The organism is Anseongella ginsenosidimutans, assembly GCF_008033235.1.
Lineage (GTDB): Bacteria > Bacteroidota > Bacteroidia > Sphingobacteriales > Sphingobacteriaceae > Anseongella > Anseongella ginsenosidimutans.
Genome location: NZ_CP042432.1, coordinates 3,581,701 through 3,599,203, shown reverse-complemented (window position 1 = coordinate 3,599,203; position 17,503 = coordinate 3,581,701). Strand labels below are relative to the sequence as shown.

The following is a 17,503-nucleotide window of genomic DNA, read 5'->3' as shown; positions in this document are numbered from 1 at the left end:
GACCGCATGGACGCGGGTATTGGTATTTCTTCCAACGAGTTGATAATATTCGGAAACCTTCGATCATGCAATCTCTATGGGACTGATCCCTTTATCCCTGTTAATGATAACAACCGGGTTGCGGTTACCCTTTCCTTCTTTGTCCTAGCCATACGTGTCATTAGGAGCGATATCCGTGAGTACGACGATCCGCGGCACATTTGATGCATCTTATAACCACTATAAGGGGCAATCGATATCTTGTTAAAAAATATGCAACATTTGTGTTGCATATTGAAATTTAAATGTTACCTTTGTGTTATGGAAGAGGTTTTCAAAGCGCTGGCAGATAAACAACGGATACAATTATTAGATAGCCTGAATGCAAATAATGGGCAAACATTATCCGCACTTTGTGAAAATGCGACAATGAGCAGGCAAGCAATAACCAGGCACCTTTCAGTTTTAGAGAGAGCAAACTTAGTCGTAACCGTTTGGGTGGGAAGAGAAAAATTCCATTATATCAATCCAATCCCTATACAGCAGGTTTATGACCGATGGCTAAAGAACTTTGACAGCAAGCATTTGGAGACGTTGCTACAACTCAAGGAAAATTTAGAATCAAAAAACAATAAGTTATGACAGCTACAAAACCAGATTTTGTTTATGTTCTGTTTATTAAGACAACGACAGAACAACTTTGGAATGCTTTATTGGATCCTGAAATGACCAAGCAATTTTGGGGAAGGCATCGAAATGTATCAGATTGGAAAGTCGGGTCTTCCTGGGAACATCAAGACTACGACAATAGTTCAACTATTGACATTGTAGGTGAAGTAATTGAAAATGAGCCAAACAAGAAACTTGTACTAACCTGGGCGACGCCAGATGATGAAAAAGCGAACAAAAACCAATCACAAGTGACTTTCGAATTAACTCCATTCTTCGATAGTGTTCAGCTTACAGTCACGCATAGATACTTGCCTGAAGAAGTTTATCAAGGCATAGCTTTAGGGTGGGCAGGTGTTCTCTCCAGCTTGAAATCCTTATTAGAAACAGGGAAGCCACTTGAATCGACAACAAAGCGTTGGGAGAAAAAGTAGCCAGGATTGGGTATAGCGGTTGTTCGGAAATCCCGAACAACCATTTCGGTGTCCAAATCACCTGCTTCAAATAAATTTTTGATATGCTTGGATATGGTGGAATTTGCTTTTTTCAAACAGTTCCTGCATCTTTTTTTTGGGTAAGGCTTACTGTTTCGTAATAAAGCAATACATCTACCATATCACCGCTTAGGAGGCAAATGAAGCCCGCATGCAGGCCTGCGGAATGCAGATTCCCGGATATGGAACAGGCAATGCGGAAGAAATGCTTAACCGGTTCAAAAGATCCGGTAATCATTCATTGTTTTTGCTTTATTTTGGTTCAAAGATGATCCGGCGGTAGCTGGTTAGGTTATGGGTTCCATCATCGATCACTTCACAAATTACATGAAATTTTTTTCCATCTGAGTCAGAGGGTATATGAATGGTAGCAATTTTTGATTCGCTATTTGAAATTTCAATCTTTTCTGAGTATGTACCAGCTTCAGGTACTACCCACCATTTATAACGCAATCGATCGCCATCCGGATCGAATGTTTTTGAGGCATCAAGCTTTATCTTTTTTCCTGTTTTGCATGCAATCTCAATGGGACTGATGCCTTTATCCCTGTTAATGATAATAACCGGGTTGCGGTTACCCTTTCCTTCTTTGGCCCAATCCATACGTGCGGCAAAATTGTTGAAAATAGCCGGATAGAAATATTTAAAATATGCCGTGGCAATGTTGTAAGGTTCTCCGGTATAATTGGTGTAACAATGGGTCAGGTTGTCGGGGCTTAAGCCAAATTCAAAATAGCCACTCCAACTAACCTGCGTTGGGATATCCGGATCGGACAAACCATTTGGCATGACGTGCATAAAAGCCGGTGTGTCGCCTTCAACACCCCATTTATATTTTGGATATATCGCGCCAAGGTTGCCATGTTTTTGGATGTGAAGGGCGTAGTCATCCCAATTACTCCTGCCTATACCGTTTTGATGTTTCCAGGCGGATTCGCACCAAAGAAACAAAAGGTCTTCTTCGAACTTCCGTATCCACTGATGAGCGCTTATTGCATAAGAAACCGTATCGCCTTCGGACCATGGTCTGTCCTGGTCCGTGATTGTGTAAACACGGAATTTATTCAAAAAAGCCTTTAGCTCTTCTGGTGTCCGTTCCTGTTGCACGCGCCAGATGGCCTGAGCAAAGGTGTTGGCGCCGCCCCATACAGAAACCCAAATCGGGCGGTCGTCATTTTCGTCGGCCATCTCAATGATCAGGTTACTGCCCTTTGAATCGTTGCCTTCCCCAATGAATTTCATCCCCATTTTTGTGCTTCCCATCACGGTTCGCGAACGCAAATAATCGGCAGCAGGCCAGTAACCAATTTGCTGCCTGGATTCATCGCCCGTAAATCGTTCCTGATCAGACCGTTTTTTTAGATTTGGCAGATCTTTTTCATATGCATTTAACGCATCATGGATGAAGTCAATACGTTCACTTCCTCCGGTATTGTTCCAGCCCGTGGTGGCAATGAGCGCTTCAATCTCAAACTGATCGGCATGGACAAGCAACCGCACCATCGACTCCATATCGTCGGGCTCATGGTCATTAGGAGCGATATCGGTGAGTACAACGATCCGCGGCTTGAGCTGGCGTTTCTGGGCATAAGACGCTGTACCAGCTGCCGGTACGAGTAAGGCTAGTAAAAAAAGATTTTTAATAGCGTTAGCATTCCGAAAGTACTTCATTGAAGCTATAACTTTAAAGGTTAAATTAGTTAATTTACATCAGATGACGATAAACAACCCATAAAAGAGCCTAGTGATTTCAATATTTACCAATATTAATGAAATTTCAAATAACTACTAGCTGTCGGGCAGATCATCAAGCACCTTTCTTAATCTGTTCACGAGGATCGCTGAATATCATGATCACTTTTCTTAACTTAGGTTAACCGGGTGGCTTATCCTTATCTATACATTTGTGAAAAGAAAGGTAAATTATGAAAAAGGCAATTGAAAATATTTTGAGCAAGCCGGCCAACCCGGGTATGGTCGGCAACGGATTCCGGGTATTCAATTACATTCCACGCGGAGGCATCAGCCAGCGGAGAATCAGCCCTTTTCTGTTGCTTGACTTTAACGCGGAACATGATTTCGGTCCTTCTGAACATGTTCGTGGAGTTGATGCTCATCCTCACAAGGGGTTTGAAACCGTTACCATCGCCTATAAGGGTAGTGTAGCCCATCATGATAGTGCCGGAAACACCGGGATAATTCGCCCGGGAGACGTACAATGGATGACGGCAGGGAGCGGGATCCTTCATAAGGAATACCATGAGGAAACGTTTTCCAGGACAGGGGGGGCGTTTGAAATGGTGCAGCTGTGGGTTAATCTTCCCAAGATCGATAAATCCGTTCCTCCTCATTATCAAACTTTGACCGCTGATCGGATGGGAAAGCTGGTCCTGAGCGAAGACGGCGGAGTAGTGAACGTGATCGCCGGTGAAGCAGAAGGCGTAAAAGGCCCGGCCGACACCTATACGCCGGTCAATCTGTTTGACATCCGGCTGGCCGCCGGCGGTGAATTTACTGCCCGGATCAGCCCGGACCACAATACCGCGCTGTTGGTTATTAACGGGGACGTTCTGGTGAACGATACGAAGGTTGCCGAACATAGTTTCGTATTATTTAAGAACGAAGGCGAGGAGATTGCCATCAAGGCAGGGAATGAAAGCGTCGTCTTGTTGCTAAGCGGCGAGCCGATTAACGAGCCGGTAGTTAGTTACGGGCCTTTTGTAATGAACACGGAAGAAGAGATCAAGCAAGCGATCCTGGATTATAATCTAGGAAAATTCGGGCATTTAGACTAAACTTGCTTTGACGAGCTTACCTGATTTCCTGTTCGCTGCTAAGGGCTTAAACATGAAAAGAATTGATATATTTTTCGTTTTTGTACTTCTTACTGGCCTTAGCCAGTGTTTTCCGGCAGTTGCCCAATACATGGTGCCTGCCATTACAAAAAGCGATTGGCTGCTTGGGAAATCACCTGCCGCTGCCCGGCTGGAAGAAAATGGAAAGACGTTGACGCTTACCAACGGTTTGCTAAGCCGCAGTTTCTACCGCGGGCCAAACCTGGTATGTTTCGATTATAAAAACCTGACTTCAGGCGAGCAACTGCTTCGTGCCGTTAAAGCCGAGGCCAGGCTGGTCCTGAACGGGAAAACCTATAATGTTGGCGGCTTGTACGGGCAAAAGGAAAATGCTTATTTCTTGCCCGAATGGCTGGATGAACTCAAAGGCCGCGAAGCAGATTTCCAGTATGTCTCCCACGAGCTAAAGGATATACAACCCAATATCGAATGGAAGCCCGGGACGTGGACAGGCAATAAAGATCAGCGTAGTGGAAAAGTACTGATCTTTAGCTATCGTTCAGGGCTGCCGGAATTAAAGGATATCATTGTAAAGGTTTATTATGCGATATACGACGGCCTGCCGCTGATCGCCAAGCGGCTGAGTATTGAAAACGGCGGTTCAACGCATTTAAAGATCGACCAGGTGGTAAATGAAATACTGGCTACTCCTGAAGAAGAGTCGGCCGTTGTTGGAAGCCCTGAGGAAATGGCAAAGCCGCACGGCATTTATATAGAAAGCAATTTTGCATTCAACAATGCCATGCGCGCCGACCTGAGCGACCAAACCACCCACTGGAAAACGGACAGCACCTATACCTCGCAGGTAAATTATAATTACGAAACGCCTTGTCTGCTGGAAGTTTATCCCGGCAGAGGCATCGGTATTACACTTGATCCTGGCGAAGTCTTTCATTCCATCCGTACCTATGAACTGTTGCTTGACAGTTACGATCGCGAGCGCAACGGGCTGGCACGTCGTAAGATGTATCGCACGATTGCTCCCTGGATCACACAAAATCCCATTTTCATGCATTTGGTCAGCACCGAGCCCGCCCAGGTGCGGGCTGCCGTTGATCAGTGTGCCGAAACCGGTTATGAAGGAATTATTTTAAGTTTTGGCAGCGGGCTGAATATGGAAGATACATCTGCCGCTAACATCCAAAAATACCGGGATCTGGCCGAATATGCACATGAAAGGGGTGTTTTGCTGGGTGGGTATTCCCTGTTCTCCAGCCGTAGCATCGGCCCCGAGACTGACGTGATCGATCCAAAAACCGGTAAACCAGGCGGCGCCTTTTTTGGCAATGCGCCGTGCCTGGGGAGTCAGTGGGGATTGGATTACCTTGAAAAGCTTAAATACTTTTTCGAGGAAACCGGCTTTGATATTTTCGAAAATGACGGCCCCTATCCGGGTGACGTCTGCGCTTCTGCCTCCCATCCGGGCCACCAGGGTCTGCAAGACTCTCAGTGGAAGCAGATGGAATTGCAAAAAGGGCTGTACCACTGGTTGAATGAACGAGGTGTTTACATCAACGCGCCAGACTGGTATTTTCTGGATGGGACACATAAAATTGCACTCGGTTACCGTGAAGTAAACTTCTCGCTGCCGCGCGCCCAGCAGATCATCCTCAACCGCCAGAACATTTACGACGGCACCTGGGAAAAGACCCCCTCGATGGGCTGGGGGTTTGTACCGCTCACTCAATACCACGGTGGAGGCGCCGCGGCTACGCTGGAACCCCTCAAAGAACACCTGGACGCCTACGAGCAACTGATGATGCAATACTACGGTGCCGGCGTACAGGCCTGCTATCGCGGTCCCCGTCTTTATGATTCCGAAGAAACCAAACAGCTGGTGAAAGAAGTGGTCAGCTGGTACAAGAAATACCGGGATATCCTCAACGCCGACATTATCCATCTGCGCCGGCCCGACGGACGCGACTGGGACGGCATCATGCATGTTGATCCGAACCTGGCAACGAAAGGCCTTGTCATGCTGTACAATCCGCTGGACACCGAAATAAGCCAGACAATCCACCTTCCCTTGTATTACACCGGCTTAACGAAAACGGCCGCCGTCCGCGTGGAGGAAGGCCCTTCCCGGGTTTATTCCCTGGACAGAAATTACACGGTGGGTATCCAGGTGACTATTCCCGGTAAAGGATACACCTGGCTGACGGTTGAGTAGGTGTTCTAAGAACATTATCTGTATGCATTGGAGTACCAAGTGCAATGAGCGCATCAGGTGCCAAGCAGGTTCCGGGCGAAGAAGGGGGAGGGGCACCGTACATTCGGAAATTCTGGAATTCGTTCACCGATACGACCTGTACGCCTTATTAACGACTTCGAGTTTCTTAAGATTCCTAGTATCGCCATCCACGCCGGCATTAATCCAGGGGTTCTCCGGCAAAAACCGGCTTTGGGTGGGCGGGATTAATTCCGGCATCGCTTCGCTCGCCTTCATTGATCCCTAAGTGGGGAGGCGGTTCAAGCAATCAATTTTTCGTTCGCTGCCGCTCTCTTCTTTTTTATTTTTTCCGCTTTTGTCGAAGCACGCTTCGCCAACGCTCCAAAAATAAAAAACCCCGCCGGTGGCGGGGAAAAATTGATGCTTGGCGGAGAGGGAGGGATTCGAACCCCCGGAGGTGTTACCCTCAACGGTTTTCAAGACCGCCGCATTCGACCACTCTGCCACCTCTCCGGTTTGGGTCTGCTTTTCTGCGGGCAGGCGCAAAAGTACAAAACCTGAGTGTTATCCCCAATTGTTAAATGCAAATTTTTCCGGACTTGCTGTGAGGGGTTAAGCGGGCTGGAAGAGGAGGGGCTTAGCGGGAATTCAACTGACCCAAAATGGAGATTTTCGAAGGACGAATATCTGGGCGGCAACCGCTTATCCTAAGGCGGCGCTACTTGTTTGTGAACCAGGCAGTAAATGCAAGTTTACTAAGTATAAGGAAATCCATAAAACGCAAATTTATTGCCTAAAATTTTGTTATAAATAAAGAATAACTTATATTGCTACCTTGATACTTAATAAACGCTTAACCTTGAATTTATTCCTATGATTTCTCTGCAACGTCTTGCTTACGAATGTTCATCTGTCAAAATGTAAACCTTTAATATTTAATACTATGAATTTAACTATTAAGCCCTCAATTGGGGTTGCCCGGCTGGGGAACAGTCGTGGGCAGTTTTGTCTTTCTCCTGACTCGATTGGCGGCTTGCCTTATGAAGCCGACCAGTATGGGAACCAGCAGGGGCCGGTCAGGAAGTTTAAAGATGAGGCGGGGCAGGTGCGGCGGCAGGGGCAGCCTTTTAAGATTTTTCACGAAGACGGTACGGAGCTTACTTTGGATTCGCCTAATGTGGCTTCTATTCAGTGGACGGTGCATCTGGCCAATAAAAAAGCGGCCTGGTATCAATATAGTGAGCTGGAAGGGAACTTACTGTATGGTTCTCAAAATAGTTATACTAACAGGAACGTCGCTTTGCGGAATCCGAATGTTGCGGGTGATGACCGGCAAACGCTGATCGTTGATCCGGGGCCCAGATCGGTTACGGGGCCCCGGCAATCGGTTCCCTTTGATGCGCATAATGTGCCGTCGGGTTATCCGGCTCAGTTTCCTCCTGAAAAGGTTGACCATGGGTCTCCTGTTAAAACCTTGGGTGATCTTTTGACGGATGACCAGGGTCGGCTGATTGTGTTGGGCGGCTACGGACATGCAGGCGGTAACAAGCCGCTGACCAGCTATGGCGGATCGGATACCTGGCATGATGATATATCCGATGGCCCGGTTTACTGTACGGTTACTTTCAATGATGGTTCTCCTTCGGTATCCATGCAGGCCTGGGTGATCGTTGGGTCTCCGGATTATGCGCCGGAAATTGTGAATATTTCTGCTTTGAGCGATACCATGCTTGATGTGGGTATACGGTATTTTAATCTTGTGCCGGAGATGTTTTCGAACGGGAGTTTCAATGAGTCGTATACCGCGAATTACCAGCGGGACATTTTGCCCATTATTACGCGGCTGGGACGTTATCAGTGGGTGGCGAATATCCAGCCGATGCTGGCTTTTACCTCCAATATTTTCGACTTTTCGGATAATAGCGAGGCTAACAGGAATAACCGGGAGAATTATTTTTCTTATTTCCGGCAGCCTAATGATAAATCAAATCCGTCGCCTGACCAGCCGCAGGAACAGTTGTTCAGGGAAAATGGTCCGGATATCTTTCCTATGCTGCCCCTGAATTCGGGAAGTAACTCCGTGAGCAATATGAATATCGTGAAGTTTCTTGCGCTGAACGATACGCAGTATTTCCTGCTGGGGCAGTGGGCGAAAGGGATTTTTGTCAGCGACCCGGATTTTCAGCCTTATCCTGTGAGTCCGGAAGATATGGCCAGCGTAGGGAATTGCGTGGGCTTGCCCATGTGCCCGGGCATTGAAGTGACCTGGAGCTTGCAGAATAAGGAGATTTATGCAGGGCCTTTCAGGATACTGGACGAAAGAGGGCCGGGAGGTTATCAGCATACAGGGCTTACACCTTCACGTGATGAAAGCGAAGGCGGGGGATGTGAACCGGGGGACCTTACGAAGCGGATGGCTTGTCCCTGGCAGGCTGATTTCTTCCAGTGTACGATTCAGTATGTTAATTTTACGAATCCCTCTCAAAATAAAACAAATAGTGCGAATCCTATTCCCCTGCCTCCAACTTACTACGCTTACTGGTGGCCGCCTCAAAGTCCGTGGGATGTGCTGACGGGAGATTTTACGCTGGGAGCGCAGATAATGTCACATTTGCCTGCAGGACAGCAGATGAACTATGCGAGGGGGATCAACAGCTTTGTGCAGATGGTGGAGCATTGGTCCGCTTTGGCTTTTATCCGCGATAACAATGCGTCGGATAAAGGATTTCCGTTCTTTACCGAAACCGAGCGTACCAATGAGTTATTTTCTTATAAAGAGGTGCCGGTAGGGTTTGTCAGCGGGAACAGTGAAGATAATGAAACGACTATCCCGGTGTTTTATATCGAAGATAACTGGCGAAAGGTCAAGGAAAGAGGTGAACGTGCAGTGAAGCTTGTGAAATTCCTTGAGAGCCGTTCCTTTAATGAGATCAAAGTGGCGCCGGAAGGACTGGGACTGCCGCGTTCCGGGACCAGGGCCAGGCGATAGCGCGCAGGGATGAGGAAGATGGAAACAGATGTGCTTATTGTTGGCGGAGGGCCGGCAGGCGCCTCCGCCGCTTTAAGCCTTTTAACTTATTCAGATGTGCAGGTGACGCTGGTGGAACAATCTTCGCTGGACAGGCTGCGTCCGGGTGAACACGTTTCCGCCAGTATTTTTGACCTTGCCCGGTATCTGAAAATTGACCGGGATGAGTTTGAGCCCGGCAGTTTCTTTCCGACTTACGGAAGTGTTTCTTATTGGGGAAGCGACTTGCCGGTGAACCGCGATGCCATTTTTACAACCGAACAAGCTAGTTACCAGCTGGATCGGGAAAAGTTTGATCTGCTGCTGGTAAAAAAGGTCGCTGAAAGAGGTGGCCGGGTTTTTCCCCGGACCAAATGCCTTCGATACCATCAGACTGCCGGTGAGCATTGGGAAATTGAACTGGAACATGTGGAGAAGGGCAAGTTTACCGTTAATGCACGGTTTCTGGTAGACGCTACCGGCCGCCAGGCGAACGTATGCCGGCAAACCGCTGTTCCCTGTAAGAAAATGGACTCCCTGATGGGCGCCGGTGCATTTTTAACGGTTGCCGATCCGGAAGTTGCCGGCCCGGGTCTGGTCCTGGAGTCGGCGCCGCATGGCTGGTGGTATAGTAATATTCTGCCCGGGAACGTTCTTGCCGTTGTTTTCTTTTCCGACGCAGATATTATTTCGCGGTATAAATTGAACAAAAGCAGTGGATGGAACTCGTTCTTGAGCCAAACGAAACAAATCAAACGCCGGACTGCGGGCACTACCTGCAGCGATGGCCACCCCTGGGTTCGCAGCGCATTTACACAATTGTCCGATTTTTCGCAGCGGGAAAACTTTATCGCGATCGGCGACGCGGCTTCTTCCTTCGATCCTGTTTCTTCCATGGGGCTTGGATTTGCCATTTCTTCTGCCTGCCGGGCGGCTGGAGTTATACAGGCAGGGTTATCCGGTGAAGGCCGGCAGGAATTGCTTACTTACCAGCAGGACATTTCGCGAAACTTCGAACATTACCTGGGGCTGCGACGCTTGTTCTACCAGCAGGAAAAACGCTGGGCTTCGTCTGATTTTTGGATGCGCAGGAATTAGCGCACTTGCTGCGTGAAGTGATTGTTCCGGCGGCGGCTTTCTCGGCCGTAAAGCTTCCTGCTGCGGGGCTTCCGGCTGCGGGGCTTCCTGCTGCGGGGCTTCCGGCTGCGGGGCTTCCGGCTGCGGGGCTTCCGGCTGCAGGGTTTTTCCCGGCTGTCAGCCTGCAGGCATAGAATGTCGGCTTCAGGCCTGGGCCTGGGTTCCCGTTCCCCGGTAGGTGTTTTTCAGGGGCTCTACCTTGATGCTTCGTTTGGATAGTTCTATGCTGGCGTTTAGTTCGAAACCAAGCAGGAGGATGATCGAATTGAAATAAAGCCAAAGCATAATGATGATCAAGGCGCCGATGGATCCGTAGATCTTATTATAGGTGCCGAAATTACTAATGAAAAAGGTAAAGAGGATAGAGGCAATAATGGCTAGTATGGTAGCGAAGATGGCGCCGGGAGTGAAGAATTTCAGTTCGCGGTGCCGGGAGGGTCCATAGTAATAAAGCAGGGACACGGCCAGCAGGTAAAGTCCGGCAATAATGAGCCAGCGGGCGGATTGCAGGCTGAAGCTTACCAGGCCTCCCACGAAAATATGTTCGCGCCGCAGCCAGCTGATCAGCAGTTCACTGGCGATGATGCTGGTCACGCTTACAACCAGAAGCAGCACCATCGTAAAGGTCAGCCATATCGCGGTCCATTGTTGTTTCAGGAAAGGCCGGGTTTCGGGAGAAAGAGAGGATTTGTTGAAGGCTTTCATGAGCGTGCCGATGCCGTTTGTGGAGAAGTACATGGAGGAAAGGAAACCGATGGACAGCAGGTCAAACTTACGGTTGTTCATGATGTCCCCGATGGTGCTTTCCGCCGCCAGGAATGCGTGCGTGGGCAGCACTTCCTGCAGCAGGAGGAAGAGCTTGGTTTGAAAGTCAGGGATGGGTACGTGGGGAATAAGTGTAAATAAAAAGATGATGAAGGGGAAAATGGCCAGTAAAAAGTGAAAGGCAAGGGAGGATGCTTTGGTAAAAAGAGCTTCTTTCCGGAGTTCGTTGTAAAAGAAAACGGATACGGTATACAGGGGAAGCCCGTTAAAGCCGGGGAGAATAACCCGGGATGTCCATTCCAGGAAAGAATGGTAAAATCGATAGCGCTCCAGAAATTTAAAGATCCAATCCATGACTGACCTTTCAGGTATCCGTACTACTGTTCAAAATAAGGTTGCAGCAATTCCATAAAGTCCGCGGGCGGCTTACGGGGCCGGTTTGTTTGCATATCGATAAATACCAGCTTGGTATGCCCGGTATTGATCAGTACGCCCGCCTCGTTGTAAAGTTCATAATCGAAATGTATGCGCGCAGCAGGAGCCTCCTTTAATATGGTGCGAACGGTGATCTTGTCATCATACCTGGCCGGCTTTATGAATTTGCAATGTAATTCCAGCACAGGCATCATAATGCCGTTTTCTTCGAAGCTGCGGTATGTCAGGCCCAGGCTCCGGAGCATTTCCACGCGCCCTACTTCGTAAAAAGCAGCGTAGTTTCCGTAATAGGTGTAGCCCATCTGGTCGGTTTCGCTGTACCTGATACGGATATGTGATTCGTGGATATACATTTATCTTAAAATATTGCGCTCGTTCAGCGCTTTCTGAAAGGCTCTGGCATTTTGCAGGTGCTGGCTGTGTGTTTCAGCAAAAGCATGGTATCCTGAAAAATCCGCTTTCGCGCAGAAATAAAAGTAGTTATGTTTTTCGTAGTCAAGAACTGCATTGATCGCGGCTACTGCGGGCATGGTGATCGGGCCGGGCGGCAATCCCGGGTGTACATAGGTGTTATAGGGTGAAGGGTAGCGCAGGTGCCTGTTAAGCACCCGGCGAATCGTGAAGTCTCCCAGCGCGAAAATAACGGTCGGATCGGCTTCGAGGCGGCGTCCGGCATTCAGCCGGTTCATATAGACCCCGGCCACCGTAGGCATTTCATCTTTTTTATTCGTTTCCTGGTCAACGATGGAGGCGAGGATGCTTACTTCCTGGGGGCTGAGCCCGATGGATTCGGCCTTAGCACGCCGGCCGCTGTTCCAGAAACGTTCGTATTCCTGGTGCATGCGATTTAAAAAGTCTTCAGGCCGGGTATTCCAGAATACCTTGTAGGTATTGGGGATGAACATCGTATAGATGGTTTCCGTACTGAATCCGAGCTTTTCCGCAAAAGCGGTATCATTCAGCATCTGAAGGAAGTCCAGTGAATCCGGCTCCAGTTCCCTTCCTATAAAGGCTGCGAAATTTTCCTTTGTGCGAATATTATTAAAGGTAAGCGACACGGCTTCCTGTTCCCCGGCCCTGAGCTTGCTGATGAGGGCGCGGTTACTCATCCCTTTGCTGATCTTGTACCGGCCTGCCTTGACATAGGAAGGGTATTCCATAAGTTCGGCTACCCACCGGAAACTATTTATATTCTTAATGAAGTTGTTGCCGGTCAGGCTGTCTTCCACGTTTTCAAACGTAGCGCCGGTAGGAATATAAAGATAATGTGCTTCTTTGCCGTTTTTCAGCTGTACGTTAGGGCCGTATATACGCAGGTAAAACCAGGCTGCCGCTCCCAGGCAAAGGACCAGTAGCAGCAGGAAGATCAAAAGAATCGTTTTCTTTTTCATTTAAATCGCATTTCATGGGCTCTCACCGGCTTGCTGCCTTCGGGTTCCTGCTACAAGGCCTGTTTGCGGTCTGCTTGCGGCAAACAGGTTCGCGGCTCAGGAGGATTAATCCCGCTGCATAAATATGTCTATCCGGGTTCCGAATTCGACCGAATCGCCGGCAGCCGGTTCCAAACGGTAAACTACCGCCCTATCCTTATTTCTCACGTCGTCATCATAATGCACGTTTCCAACCAGAAGGGTAAACGCCTTGATGAGCATTTCCGCTTCCGCCAGTTCGAGGCCGGTACAGTCGGGAACAACTACAATTTCACTGCCAAACCCGTCGCCCAGGTAAAGGACTACTTCGGCGCCTTTCGGTAATTCCGTGCCTGGTTCTATCTTTTTGCCCTGGTATTCTACTTCCAGCACCATATCGCGCGCTTCATCCCGTTTATAGATAAGTTCGTTTATTTTGATGCCGTAGCTCTGTAATACCGCTTCCGCTTCGCGCTTGGAAACCTGAAGCAGGTTGGGCAGCTTTACTACCGGTTCTTCCGTGGAAACAACATTCAGGTAAATTGAACGGCCGGGTTTTACTTTATCCTGGGGGTGGGGGAACTGATCCAGCACAACGCCGCGGGGTTTATCATTTACATAGGTATAGCCGATATCCAGTTTAAAATCACTTCCCGCTGCCTTTTGTGCCTGTTCTTCGGTAAGCCCTCTGAAATCCGGTACGCTCAGGAAGGTGTCCTGTCTTGTATAGATCCTGAGGCCGAAGATGATCAGGAGAAATAAACCCAGGAAGAACAACAATGCGTACACCAGGTTTTTTCGGAATTCAGGGGTTTTCAAAAACAATATCAGTCTCTGCATACGTTGTTTATGATTTTGGCCCAAACATAGCAAAAAAATAAATTTTGATGGTTAATAAGGTGCCGGCGCAACGCTATTGCGCGTTTGGTACTAACAAATATTTTCACGTTTTTAGTATGCGAAATGAAAAAAAAGATAGCACTTCTGGCCGGGGGATTCACAGGCGAATATGTGATTTCCCTGCAAACAGCCGATACGATTGCGGCGAATATAGACAGAGAAAAATATGAAGTGTATAAAGTGGTCATCAGCCGGGAGGGCTGGTTTCATGAAGACGGCGCGGGAACGCGCTGGCCGGTTGATAAAAACGATTTTTCCATCCGGTTAGAAACGAGCAAGGTGGTTTTCGATGTCGCGCTGATCGCCATACATGGCAGCCCCGGTGAGGACGGCCGGCTGCAGGGGTACCTGGAGTTACTTGACATACCCTACACCACCTGCGATGTGACTACTTCTGCTATTACCATGAATAAAAGCTATACGAAGAACATATTGGCGGGAACCGAAGGACTGCATCTTGCCGGTTCCGTACAGCTTTTCCGTGAATGGGCCGCCGGCATGCTGGAAAGCTGCCGGCACCTTCAGCTTCCTTTGTTTGTAAAGCCGAATAACGGAGGGTCCAGCATAGGTATGTCGAAGGTCGGCAGCTGGGAGGAGCTGGAGCCAGCGCTGGAAAGGGCATTCCGCGAGGACGGCCAGGTTTTGGTGGAGGAATATATAAAGGGGCGGGAGTACAGCGTAGGAGCCTTCCGGGTAGGAGGGGAACTGGAAGTACTGCCTTCCACCGAGATCATTCCCGGGAGGGACTTTTTTGATTTTGAAGCCAAGTACAGCCCCGGTGCCTCCGAAGAGATCACTCCAGGTCGTTTGCCGGAGAATGCCAGGCTGACGCTGGAACAACTGGTAAAAGAGGTATACCAACGGCTGAATTGCCGTGGGGCGGTGCGAATGGATTTTATACAAGAGGAAGAAACAGGGCATTGGTATTTTATAGAGGTCAATACGGTACCCGGCCAGTCAGAAAACAGCATTCTTCCGCGTCAGATCAGAGCCAGCGGAAGGAGCATGGGTGAATTTTATTCCCTCCTGATAGAAGAGGCCTCGCGCCGGAACGATTGAATTTCCTTAGTATTGTCTAGTTTTTAAAATTTTATTAGAAATATTGAGATAATTTCAAAATTTATTCGAAAAACCTTCGATTTAATGAAAATTTGATAAAAGTACCTGGAAATTTGCGGCTTAGGTCATTCTTTATCATATTTGTGTATAGCAAGCGTTAGAGAGCGGTTAAAAAAACTTTACGCGACGTTAATTCTCTGGTCTAACCTAAACCAGTATATTTATTGCCTTACGAGAGTAAGGCATTTTTTTTATTAATTTTGCGAGGTGATAGCAGCGAAAATATTTTCCGGTGAAAAGTTTGAACTGGAGTCCGGAAGCCATTTGCCGGAGCTTGAAATTGCCTACCATACCTGGGGAGACTTTGACCCGGAAAAAAATAATGTAATATGGGTTTGTCATGCACTTACCGCCAACTCTAATGTGGCGGAATGGTGGCCCGGCCTGTTTGGCGAAGATGCTTATTTTAATCCCCGCGATCATTTTATCGTATGCGCCAATATTATAGGTTCCTGCTACGGGACCACCGGCCCCCTGTCCGTTAACCCAGCCAGCGGCCTTCCTTATTACGGCGGCTTTCCCGCCATAACGGTCCGGGATATGGTTAAGGCGCACCGGCTTTTGGCAAAGCATCTCGGAATAGAGCGAATCCATACAGTACTTGGCGGCTCACTCGGGGGCAGCAGGCCATGGAATGGGCAATTGCCGAACCGCAGCAAATCCAGCACGCCGTGCTGATCGCCACCAATGCCGTCCATTCTCCCTGGGGGATCGCTTTCAATGAAAGCCAGCGCATGGCGCTCATGGCCGACGAAACCTTTGGCTTGCCTTCCGCGGATGCCGGCGCCAAAGGTCTGAAAACGGCTCGCTCCATTGCCATGCTTTCTTACAGGAATTATAAAACCTACGAACTTACCCAAACAGACAAGGACAGGGAAGTGCTGGACGATTACCGGGCCTCTTCCTACCAGCAATACCAGGGACAGAAGCTGGTAAACCGCTTCAATGCCTATTCGTACTGGACCCTTTCAAAAACAATGGATGCCCATAACGTGGGCAGGGGCAGGGAAGGGCTGGAACAGGCGCTTGGCCGGATATCCGCCCGCACCCTGGTAATAGGCATTTCTTCCGATGTCCTGTTTCCAGTTATGGAGCAGCAATTCCTTGCCCGCTGCATACCGGGAGCAAGCTATGTGGAAATCGACTCTGTTTACGGGCATGACGGTTTCCTGATAGAAACCGGGCTGCTGGCCGGCCACATTGGCGAGTTTCTGAATAAACCAGCCAAAAAGTTTGAATTTCAAGGTAGTTAGCCTATCTTTGCGCCCTGAAAGAAGCAAAGTGCTTCTAATGATTTTACTTTAATATTATTCAGGAAATGTATTTAAGTACCGAAAAGAAACAGGAAATCTTTAAGGATCACGGAAAAGGCGAACAAGATACCGGCTCTCCGGAAGGGCAGATCGCTTTATTCTCTTACAGGATCAGTCATTTGACTGAGCATCTCAAGAAGAACAGGAAAGACTTTTCTACCCAGCTCGCACTTCAGAAGCTGGTTGGCAAGCGTCGCGCCCAGCTCGATTATCTAATGAAAAAAGATATCGAACGCTACCGCGCAATCGTCAAAAAACTCGGCCTTCGCCGTTAAAAAAAAAATCCGGACTTGTCCGGATTTTTTTTGGTTCAAAGTTCCAAGTTTGCTCCGCAAACAGTTTAAAGTTCAAAGTTGCTTCGCAACCGCTTTAAGTTGCAAGGTGGAGTTCAAGCCCAATTTGTAATCCATTTTGCACCTTAACTCCCTAACTCAAAACTTGCAACTTAGAACTATAAACTACAAACCTTAAACTTAAAGCCTTTAACATTAAACTAAAAGCTAAAAACTTTAAACATTGAACTTGAAACTTTAAGCTAACTTTAACAAAACTTATTTTAAGTTTTGTTAAAGTTTAATTTGTTGTTTTATCGTCTGTACGGCCGTGGGAAGTTCCTTTTCCATATCGTCCCAGCGGCATTCTATGGCTACTTTCCCTTTGTAACCAATGTCTTTTAACGCTTTAAAATAAGGGCGGAAATCCTCTCCATGCACGCCGGGGGCCGCGCGGCCTTCTTTTTCTGCGAGGTCGCAGTGGTAAATATAGTCGGCTGCTTTCCGGATAATTTCAGGCGATTCGTTTTCCATCAGCATATGATAAATATCTACTGTCAGCCGGAAATTGGGATGGTCAATCGCTTTTGCTACCTGGTAGGCTTCTTCGAAGGTATTGATCATGTTCGTTTCCGTGCTGTTCAGGTTTTCCATGCAAATGATTATCCCGTATTTTTGGGCGATGGGCGCCATTTTTTTTCCAAGCGCTATGAATTGCCGGAAGGCTTCTTCTTTGCTGAATCCTTCGGGGATCTCGCGGGAGCCGCCGCTTCCGAAAACGATTACTTCTACGTCGGCTTTTTGGGCCCGCTGAAAGACTTTTTCCGCGTATTCCAGGACGGCTGCCTGGTCGTGTTCGGGGCCTACGGATTTTAATGACCCTGGAATGAAACCGTTGCAGGCGAAAATATTAACCGGCACGTCGGCATATTTCTCCAGGTTTTTTTCAAACTTGCTTTCTTCTTCACCCGGCATCAGG

At 48.3% G+C, this 17,503-nt stretch carries 18 protein-coding genes and 1 tRNA gene; 11 read left to right on the top strand and 8 right to left on the bottom strand.

Annotation, left to right across the window (positions count from 1 at the left end; translation table 11 throughout):
• Window positions 1-300: 300 nt before the first annotated feature.
• Both FRZ59_RS15040 and FRZ59_RS15035 read left to right on the top strand, forming a co-directional pair.
• Window positions 301-621: an ArsR/SmtB family transcription factor gene (locus tag FRZ59_RS15040; protein ID WP_132128625.1), complete on the top strand. Its 321-nt coding sequence runs from the start codon at window positions 301-303 to the stop codon at window positions 619-621.
• Window positions 618-1,082, top strand: a complete 465-nt coding sequence (locus tag FRZ59_RS15035) for an SRPBCC family protein (protein WP_132128624.1) — start codon at window positions 618-620, stop codon at window positions 1,080-1,082. Before FRZ59_RS15040 ends, FRZ59_RS15035 begins: the two co-directional genes overlap by 4 nt.
• 112 nt (window positions 1,083-1,194) lie before the next feature.
• On the opposite strand, the gene FRZ59_RS15030 is transcribed toward FRZ59_RS15035, so the two are convergent.
• Window positions 1,195-1,380 carry a hypothetical protein gene (locus FRZ59_RS15030; RefSeq protein WP_147698360.1) on the bottom strand — a complete coding sequence of 62 codons (186 nt, stop codon included), beginning with the start codon at window positions 1,378-1,380 and terminating at the stop codon, window positions 1,195-1,197.
• Between the two features lie 14 nt (window positions 1,381-1,394).
• Window positions 1,395-2,813, bottom strand: a complete 1,419-nt coding sequence (locus FRZ59_RS15025; RefSeq protein WP_132128623.1) for a DUF1593 domain-containing protein — start codon at window positions 2,811-2,813, stop codon at window positions 1,395-1,397.
• 254 nt (window positions 2,814-3,067) lie between these two features.
• Between FRZ59_RS15025 and FRZ59_RS15020 the strand changes: the two genes are divergently transcribed.
• Together FRZ59_RS15020 and FRZ59_RS15015 are read left to right on the top strand one after the other, a co-directional pair.
• Window positions 3,068-3,937 (top strand): pirin family protein, encoded by an 870-nt coding sequence (locus tag FRZ59_RS15020; RefSeq protein WP_132128622.1) that lies wholly within the window; start codon window positions 3,068-3,070, stop codon window positions 3,935-3,937.
• Window positions 3,938-3,989: 52 nt separating this feature from the next.
• A complete protein-coding gene (locus FRZ59_RS15015) occupies window positions 3,990-6,167 on the top strand; it encodes an alpha-galactosidase (RefSeq protein WP_132128621.1) in 2,178 nt (725 codons plus the stop codon).
• A 425-nt stretch (window positions 6,168-6,592) separates the two neighbouring features.
• Here the strand turns inward: FRZ59_RS15015 and FRZ59_RS15010 are convergent.
• Window positions 6,593-6,680: transfer RNA gene (locus FRZ59_RS15010), tRNA-Ser, on the bottom strand.
• 430 nt (window positions 6,681-7,110) lie between these two features.
• Between FRZ59_RS15010 and lodA the strand changes: the two genes are divergently transcribed.
• From lodA to FRZ59_RS14995, 3 genes are read left to right on the top strand one after another with little or no spacing between them, the layout of a single operon-like run.
• Window positions 7,111-9,156 (top strand): CTQ-dependent lysine 6-oxidase LodA, encoded by a 2,046-nt coding sequence (gene lodA / locus FRZ59_RS15005; protein WP_132128620.1) that lies wholly within the window; start codon window positions 7,111-7,113, stop codon window positions 9,154-9,156.
• Window positions 9,157-9,165: 9 nt separating this feature from the next.
• Complete coding sequence (gene lodB / locus FRZ59_RS15000; RefSeq protein WP_132128619.1) at window positions 9,166-10,272, top strand: lysine-epsilon-oxidase maturase LodB; 1,107 nt, start codon at window positions 9,166-9,168, stop codon at window positions 10,270-10,272.
• Window positions 10,254-10,445 carry a hypothetical protein gene (locus FRZ59_RS14995; RefSeq protein ID WP_132128618.1) on the top strand — a complete coding sequence of 64 codons (192 nt, stop codon included), beginning with the start codon at window positions 10,254-10,256 and terminating at the stop codon, window positions 10,443-10,445. Before lodB ends, FRZ59_RS14995 begins: the two co-directional genes overlap by 19 nt.
• A 10-nt stretch (window positions 10,446-10,455) precedes the next feature.
• Here FRZ59_RS14995 and FRZ59_RS14990 read toward each other — a convergent pair whose 3' ends face one another.
• The 4 genes from FRZ59_RS14990 to FRZ59_RS14975 all read right to left on the bottom strand — a co-directional run bounded on the left by FRZ59_RS14990 (window position 10,456) and on the right by FRZ59_RS14975 (window position 13,760).
• Window positions 10,456-11,430: a YihY/virulence factor BrkB family protein gene (locus tag FRZ59_RS14990; protein ID WP_132128617.1), complete on the bottom strand. Its 975-nt coding sequence runs from the start codon at window positions 11,428-11,430 to the stop codon at window positions 10,456-10,458.
• A gap of 23 nt (window positions 11,431-11,453) precedes the next feature.
• Complete coding sequence (locus FRZ59_RS14985) at window positions 11,454-11,864, bottom strand: acyl-CoA thioesterase (protein WP_132128616.1); 411 nt, start codon at window positions 11,862-11,864, stop codon at window positions 11,454-11,456.
• On the bottom strand, window positions 11,865-12,902 hold the full coding sequence (gene mltG / locus FRZ59_RS14980; protein WP_132128615.1) for an endolytic transglycosylase MltG: 1,038 nt from the start codon (window positions 12,900-12,902) through the stop codon (window positions 11,865-11,867).
• Window positions 12,903-13,007: 105 nt separating this feature from the next.
• A complete protein-coding gene (locus tag FRZ59_RS14975; protein WP_132128614.1) occupies window positions 13,008-13,760 on the bottom strand; it encodes a PASTA domain-containing protein in 753 nt (250 codons plus the stop codon).
• Window positions 13,761-13,883: 123 nt separating this feature from the next.
• On the opposite strand from FRZ59_RS14975, the gene FRZ59_RS14970 reads away from it, so the two are divergent.
• The 4 genes from FRZ59_RS14970 (at window position 13,884) to rpsO (ending at window position 16,527) form a co-directional block, all read left to right on the top strand.
• On the top strand, window positions 13,884-14,879 hold the full coding sequence (locus FRZ59_RS14970; protein WP_132128613.1) for a D-alanine--D-alanine ligase: 996 nt from the start codon (window positions 13,884-13,886) through the stop codon (window positions 14,877-14,879).
• Between the two features lie 267 nt (window positions 14,880-15,146).
• Window positions 15,147-15,617 (top strand): alpha/beta fold hydrolase, encoded by a 471-nt coding sequence (locus FRZ59_RS19815; RefSeq protein ID WP_349290796.1) that lies wholly within the window; start codon window positions 15,147-15,149, stop codon window positions 15,615-15,617.
• Window positions 15,569-16,192 (top strand): homoserine O-acetyltransferase family protein, encoded by a 624-nt coding sequence (locus FRZ59_RS19810; protein ID WP_349290795.1) that lies wholly within the window; start codon window positions 15,569-15,571, stop codon window positions 16,190-16,192. The genes FRZ59_RS19815 and FRZ59_RS19810 overlap by 49 nt, the downstream gene beginning before the upstream one ends.
• Before the next feature lie 65 nt (window positions 16,193-16,257).
• Window positions 16,258-16,527 (top strand): 30S ribosomal protein S15, encoded by a 270-nt coding sequence (gene rpsO / locus FRZ59_RS14960; RefSeq protein ID WP_132128612.1) that lies wholly within the window; start codon window positions 16,258-16,260, stop codon window positions 16,525-16,527.
• Window positions 16,528-16,818: 291 nt separating this feature from the next.
• On the opposite strand, the gene FRZ59_RS14955 is transcribed toward rpsO, so the two are convergent.
• The gene (locus FRZ59_RS14955; protein ID WP_147698359.1) at window positions 16,819-17,499 is read right to left on the bottom strand and encodes a sugar phosphate isomerase/epimerase family protein; all 681 of its coding nucleotides are present in this window, start codon (window positions 17,497-17,499) and stop codon (window positions 16,819-16,821) included.
• Between the last annotated feature and the right edge of the window lie 4 nt (window positions 17,500-17,503).

Excerpts from the sequence above, each read along its gene's own strand:
- FRZ59_RS15040 (WP_132128625.1), top strand. The coding sequence starts at position 301 with ATGGAAGAGGTTTTCAAAGCGCTGGCAGATAAACAACGGATACAATTA.
- FRZ59_RS15035 (WP_132128624.1), top strand. The coding sequence starts at position 618 with ATGACAGCTACAAAACCAGATTTTGTTTATGTTCTGTTTATTAAGACA.
- FRZ59_RS15030 (WP_147698360.1), bottom strand. The coding sequence starts at position 1,380 with ATGATTACCGGATCTTTTGAACCGGTTAAGCATTTCTTCCGCATTGCC.
- FRZ59_RS15025 (WP_132128623.1), bottom strand. The coding sequence starts at position 2,813 with ATGAAGTACTTTCGGAATGCTAACGCTATTAAAAATCTTTTTTTACTA.
- FRZ59_RS15020 (WP_132128622.1), top strand. The coding sequence starts at position 3,068 with ATGAAAAAGGCAATTGAAAATATTTTGAGCAAGCCGGCCAACCCGGGT.
- FRZ59_RS15015 (WP_132128621.1), top strand. The coding sequence starts at position 3,990 with ATGAAAAGAATTGATATATTTTTCGTTTTTGTACTTCTTACTGGCCTT.
- lodA (WP_132128620.1), top strand. The coding sequence starts at position 7,111 with ATGAATTTAACTATTAAGCCCTCAATTGGGGTTGCCCGGCTGGGGAAC.
- lodB (WP_132128619.1), top strand. The coding sequence starts at position 9,166 with ATGAGGAAGATGGAAACAGATGTGCTTATTGTTGGCGGAGGGCCGGCA.
- FRZ59_RS14990 (WP_132128617.1), bottom strand. The coding sequence starts at position 11,430 with ATGGATTGGATCTTTAAATTTCTGGAGCGCTATCGATTTTACCATTCT.
- FRZ59_RS14985 (WP_132128616.1), bottom strand. The coding sequence starts at position 11,864 with ATGTATATCCACGAATCACATATCCGTATCAGGTACAGCGAAACCGAC.
- mltG (WP_132128615.1), bottom strand. The coding sequence starts at position 12,902 with ATGAAAAAGAAAACGATTCTTTTGATCTTCCTGCTGCTACTGGTCCTT.
- FRZ59_RS14975 (WP_132128614.1), bottom strand. The coding sequence starts at position 13,760 with ATGCAGAGACTGATATTGTTTTTGAAAACCCCTGAATTCCGAAAAAAC.
- FRZ59_RS14970 (WP_132128613.1), top strand. The coding sequence starts at position 13,884 with ATGAAAAAAAAGATAGCACTTCTGGCCGGGGGATTCACAGGCGAATAT.
- FRZ59_RS19810 (WP_349290795.1), top strand. The coding sequence starts at position 15,569 with ATGGAATGGGCAATTGCCGAACCGCAGCAAATCCAGCACGCCGTGCTG.
- rpsO (WP_132128612.1), top strand. The coding sequence starts at position 16,258 with ATGTATTTAAGTACCGAAAAGAAACAGGAAATCTTTAAGGATCACGGA.
- FRZ59_RS14955 (WP_147698359.1), bottom strand. The coding sequence starts at position 17,499 with ATGCCGGGTGAAGAAGAAAGCAAGTTTGAAAAAAACCTGGAGAAATAT.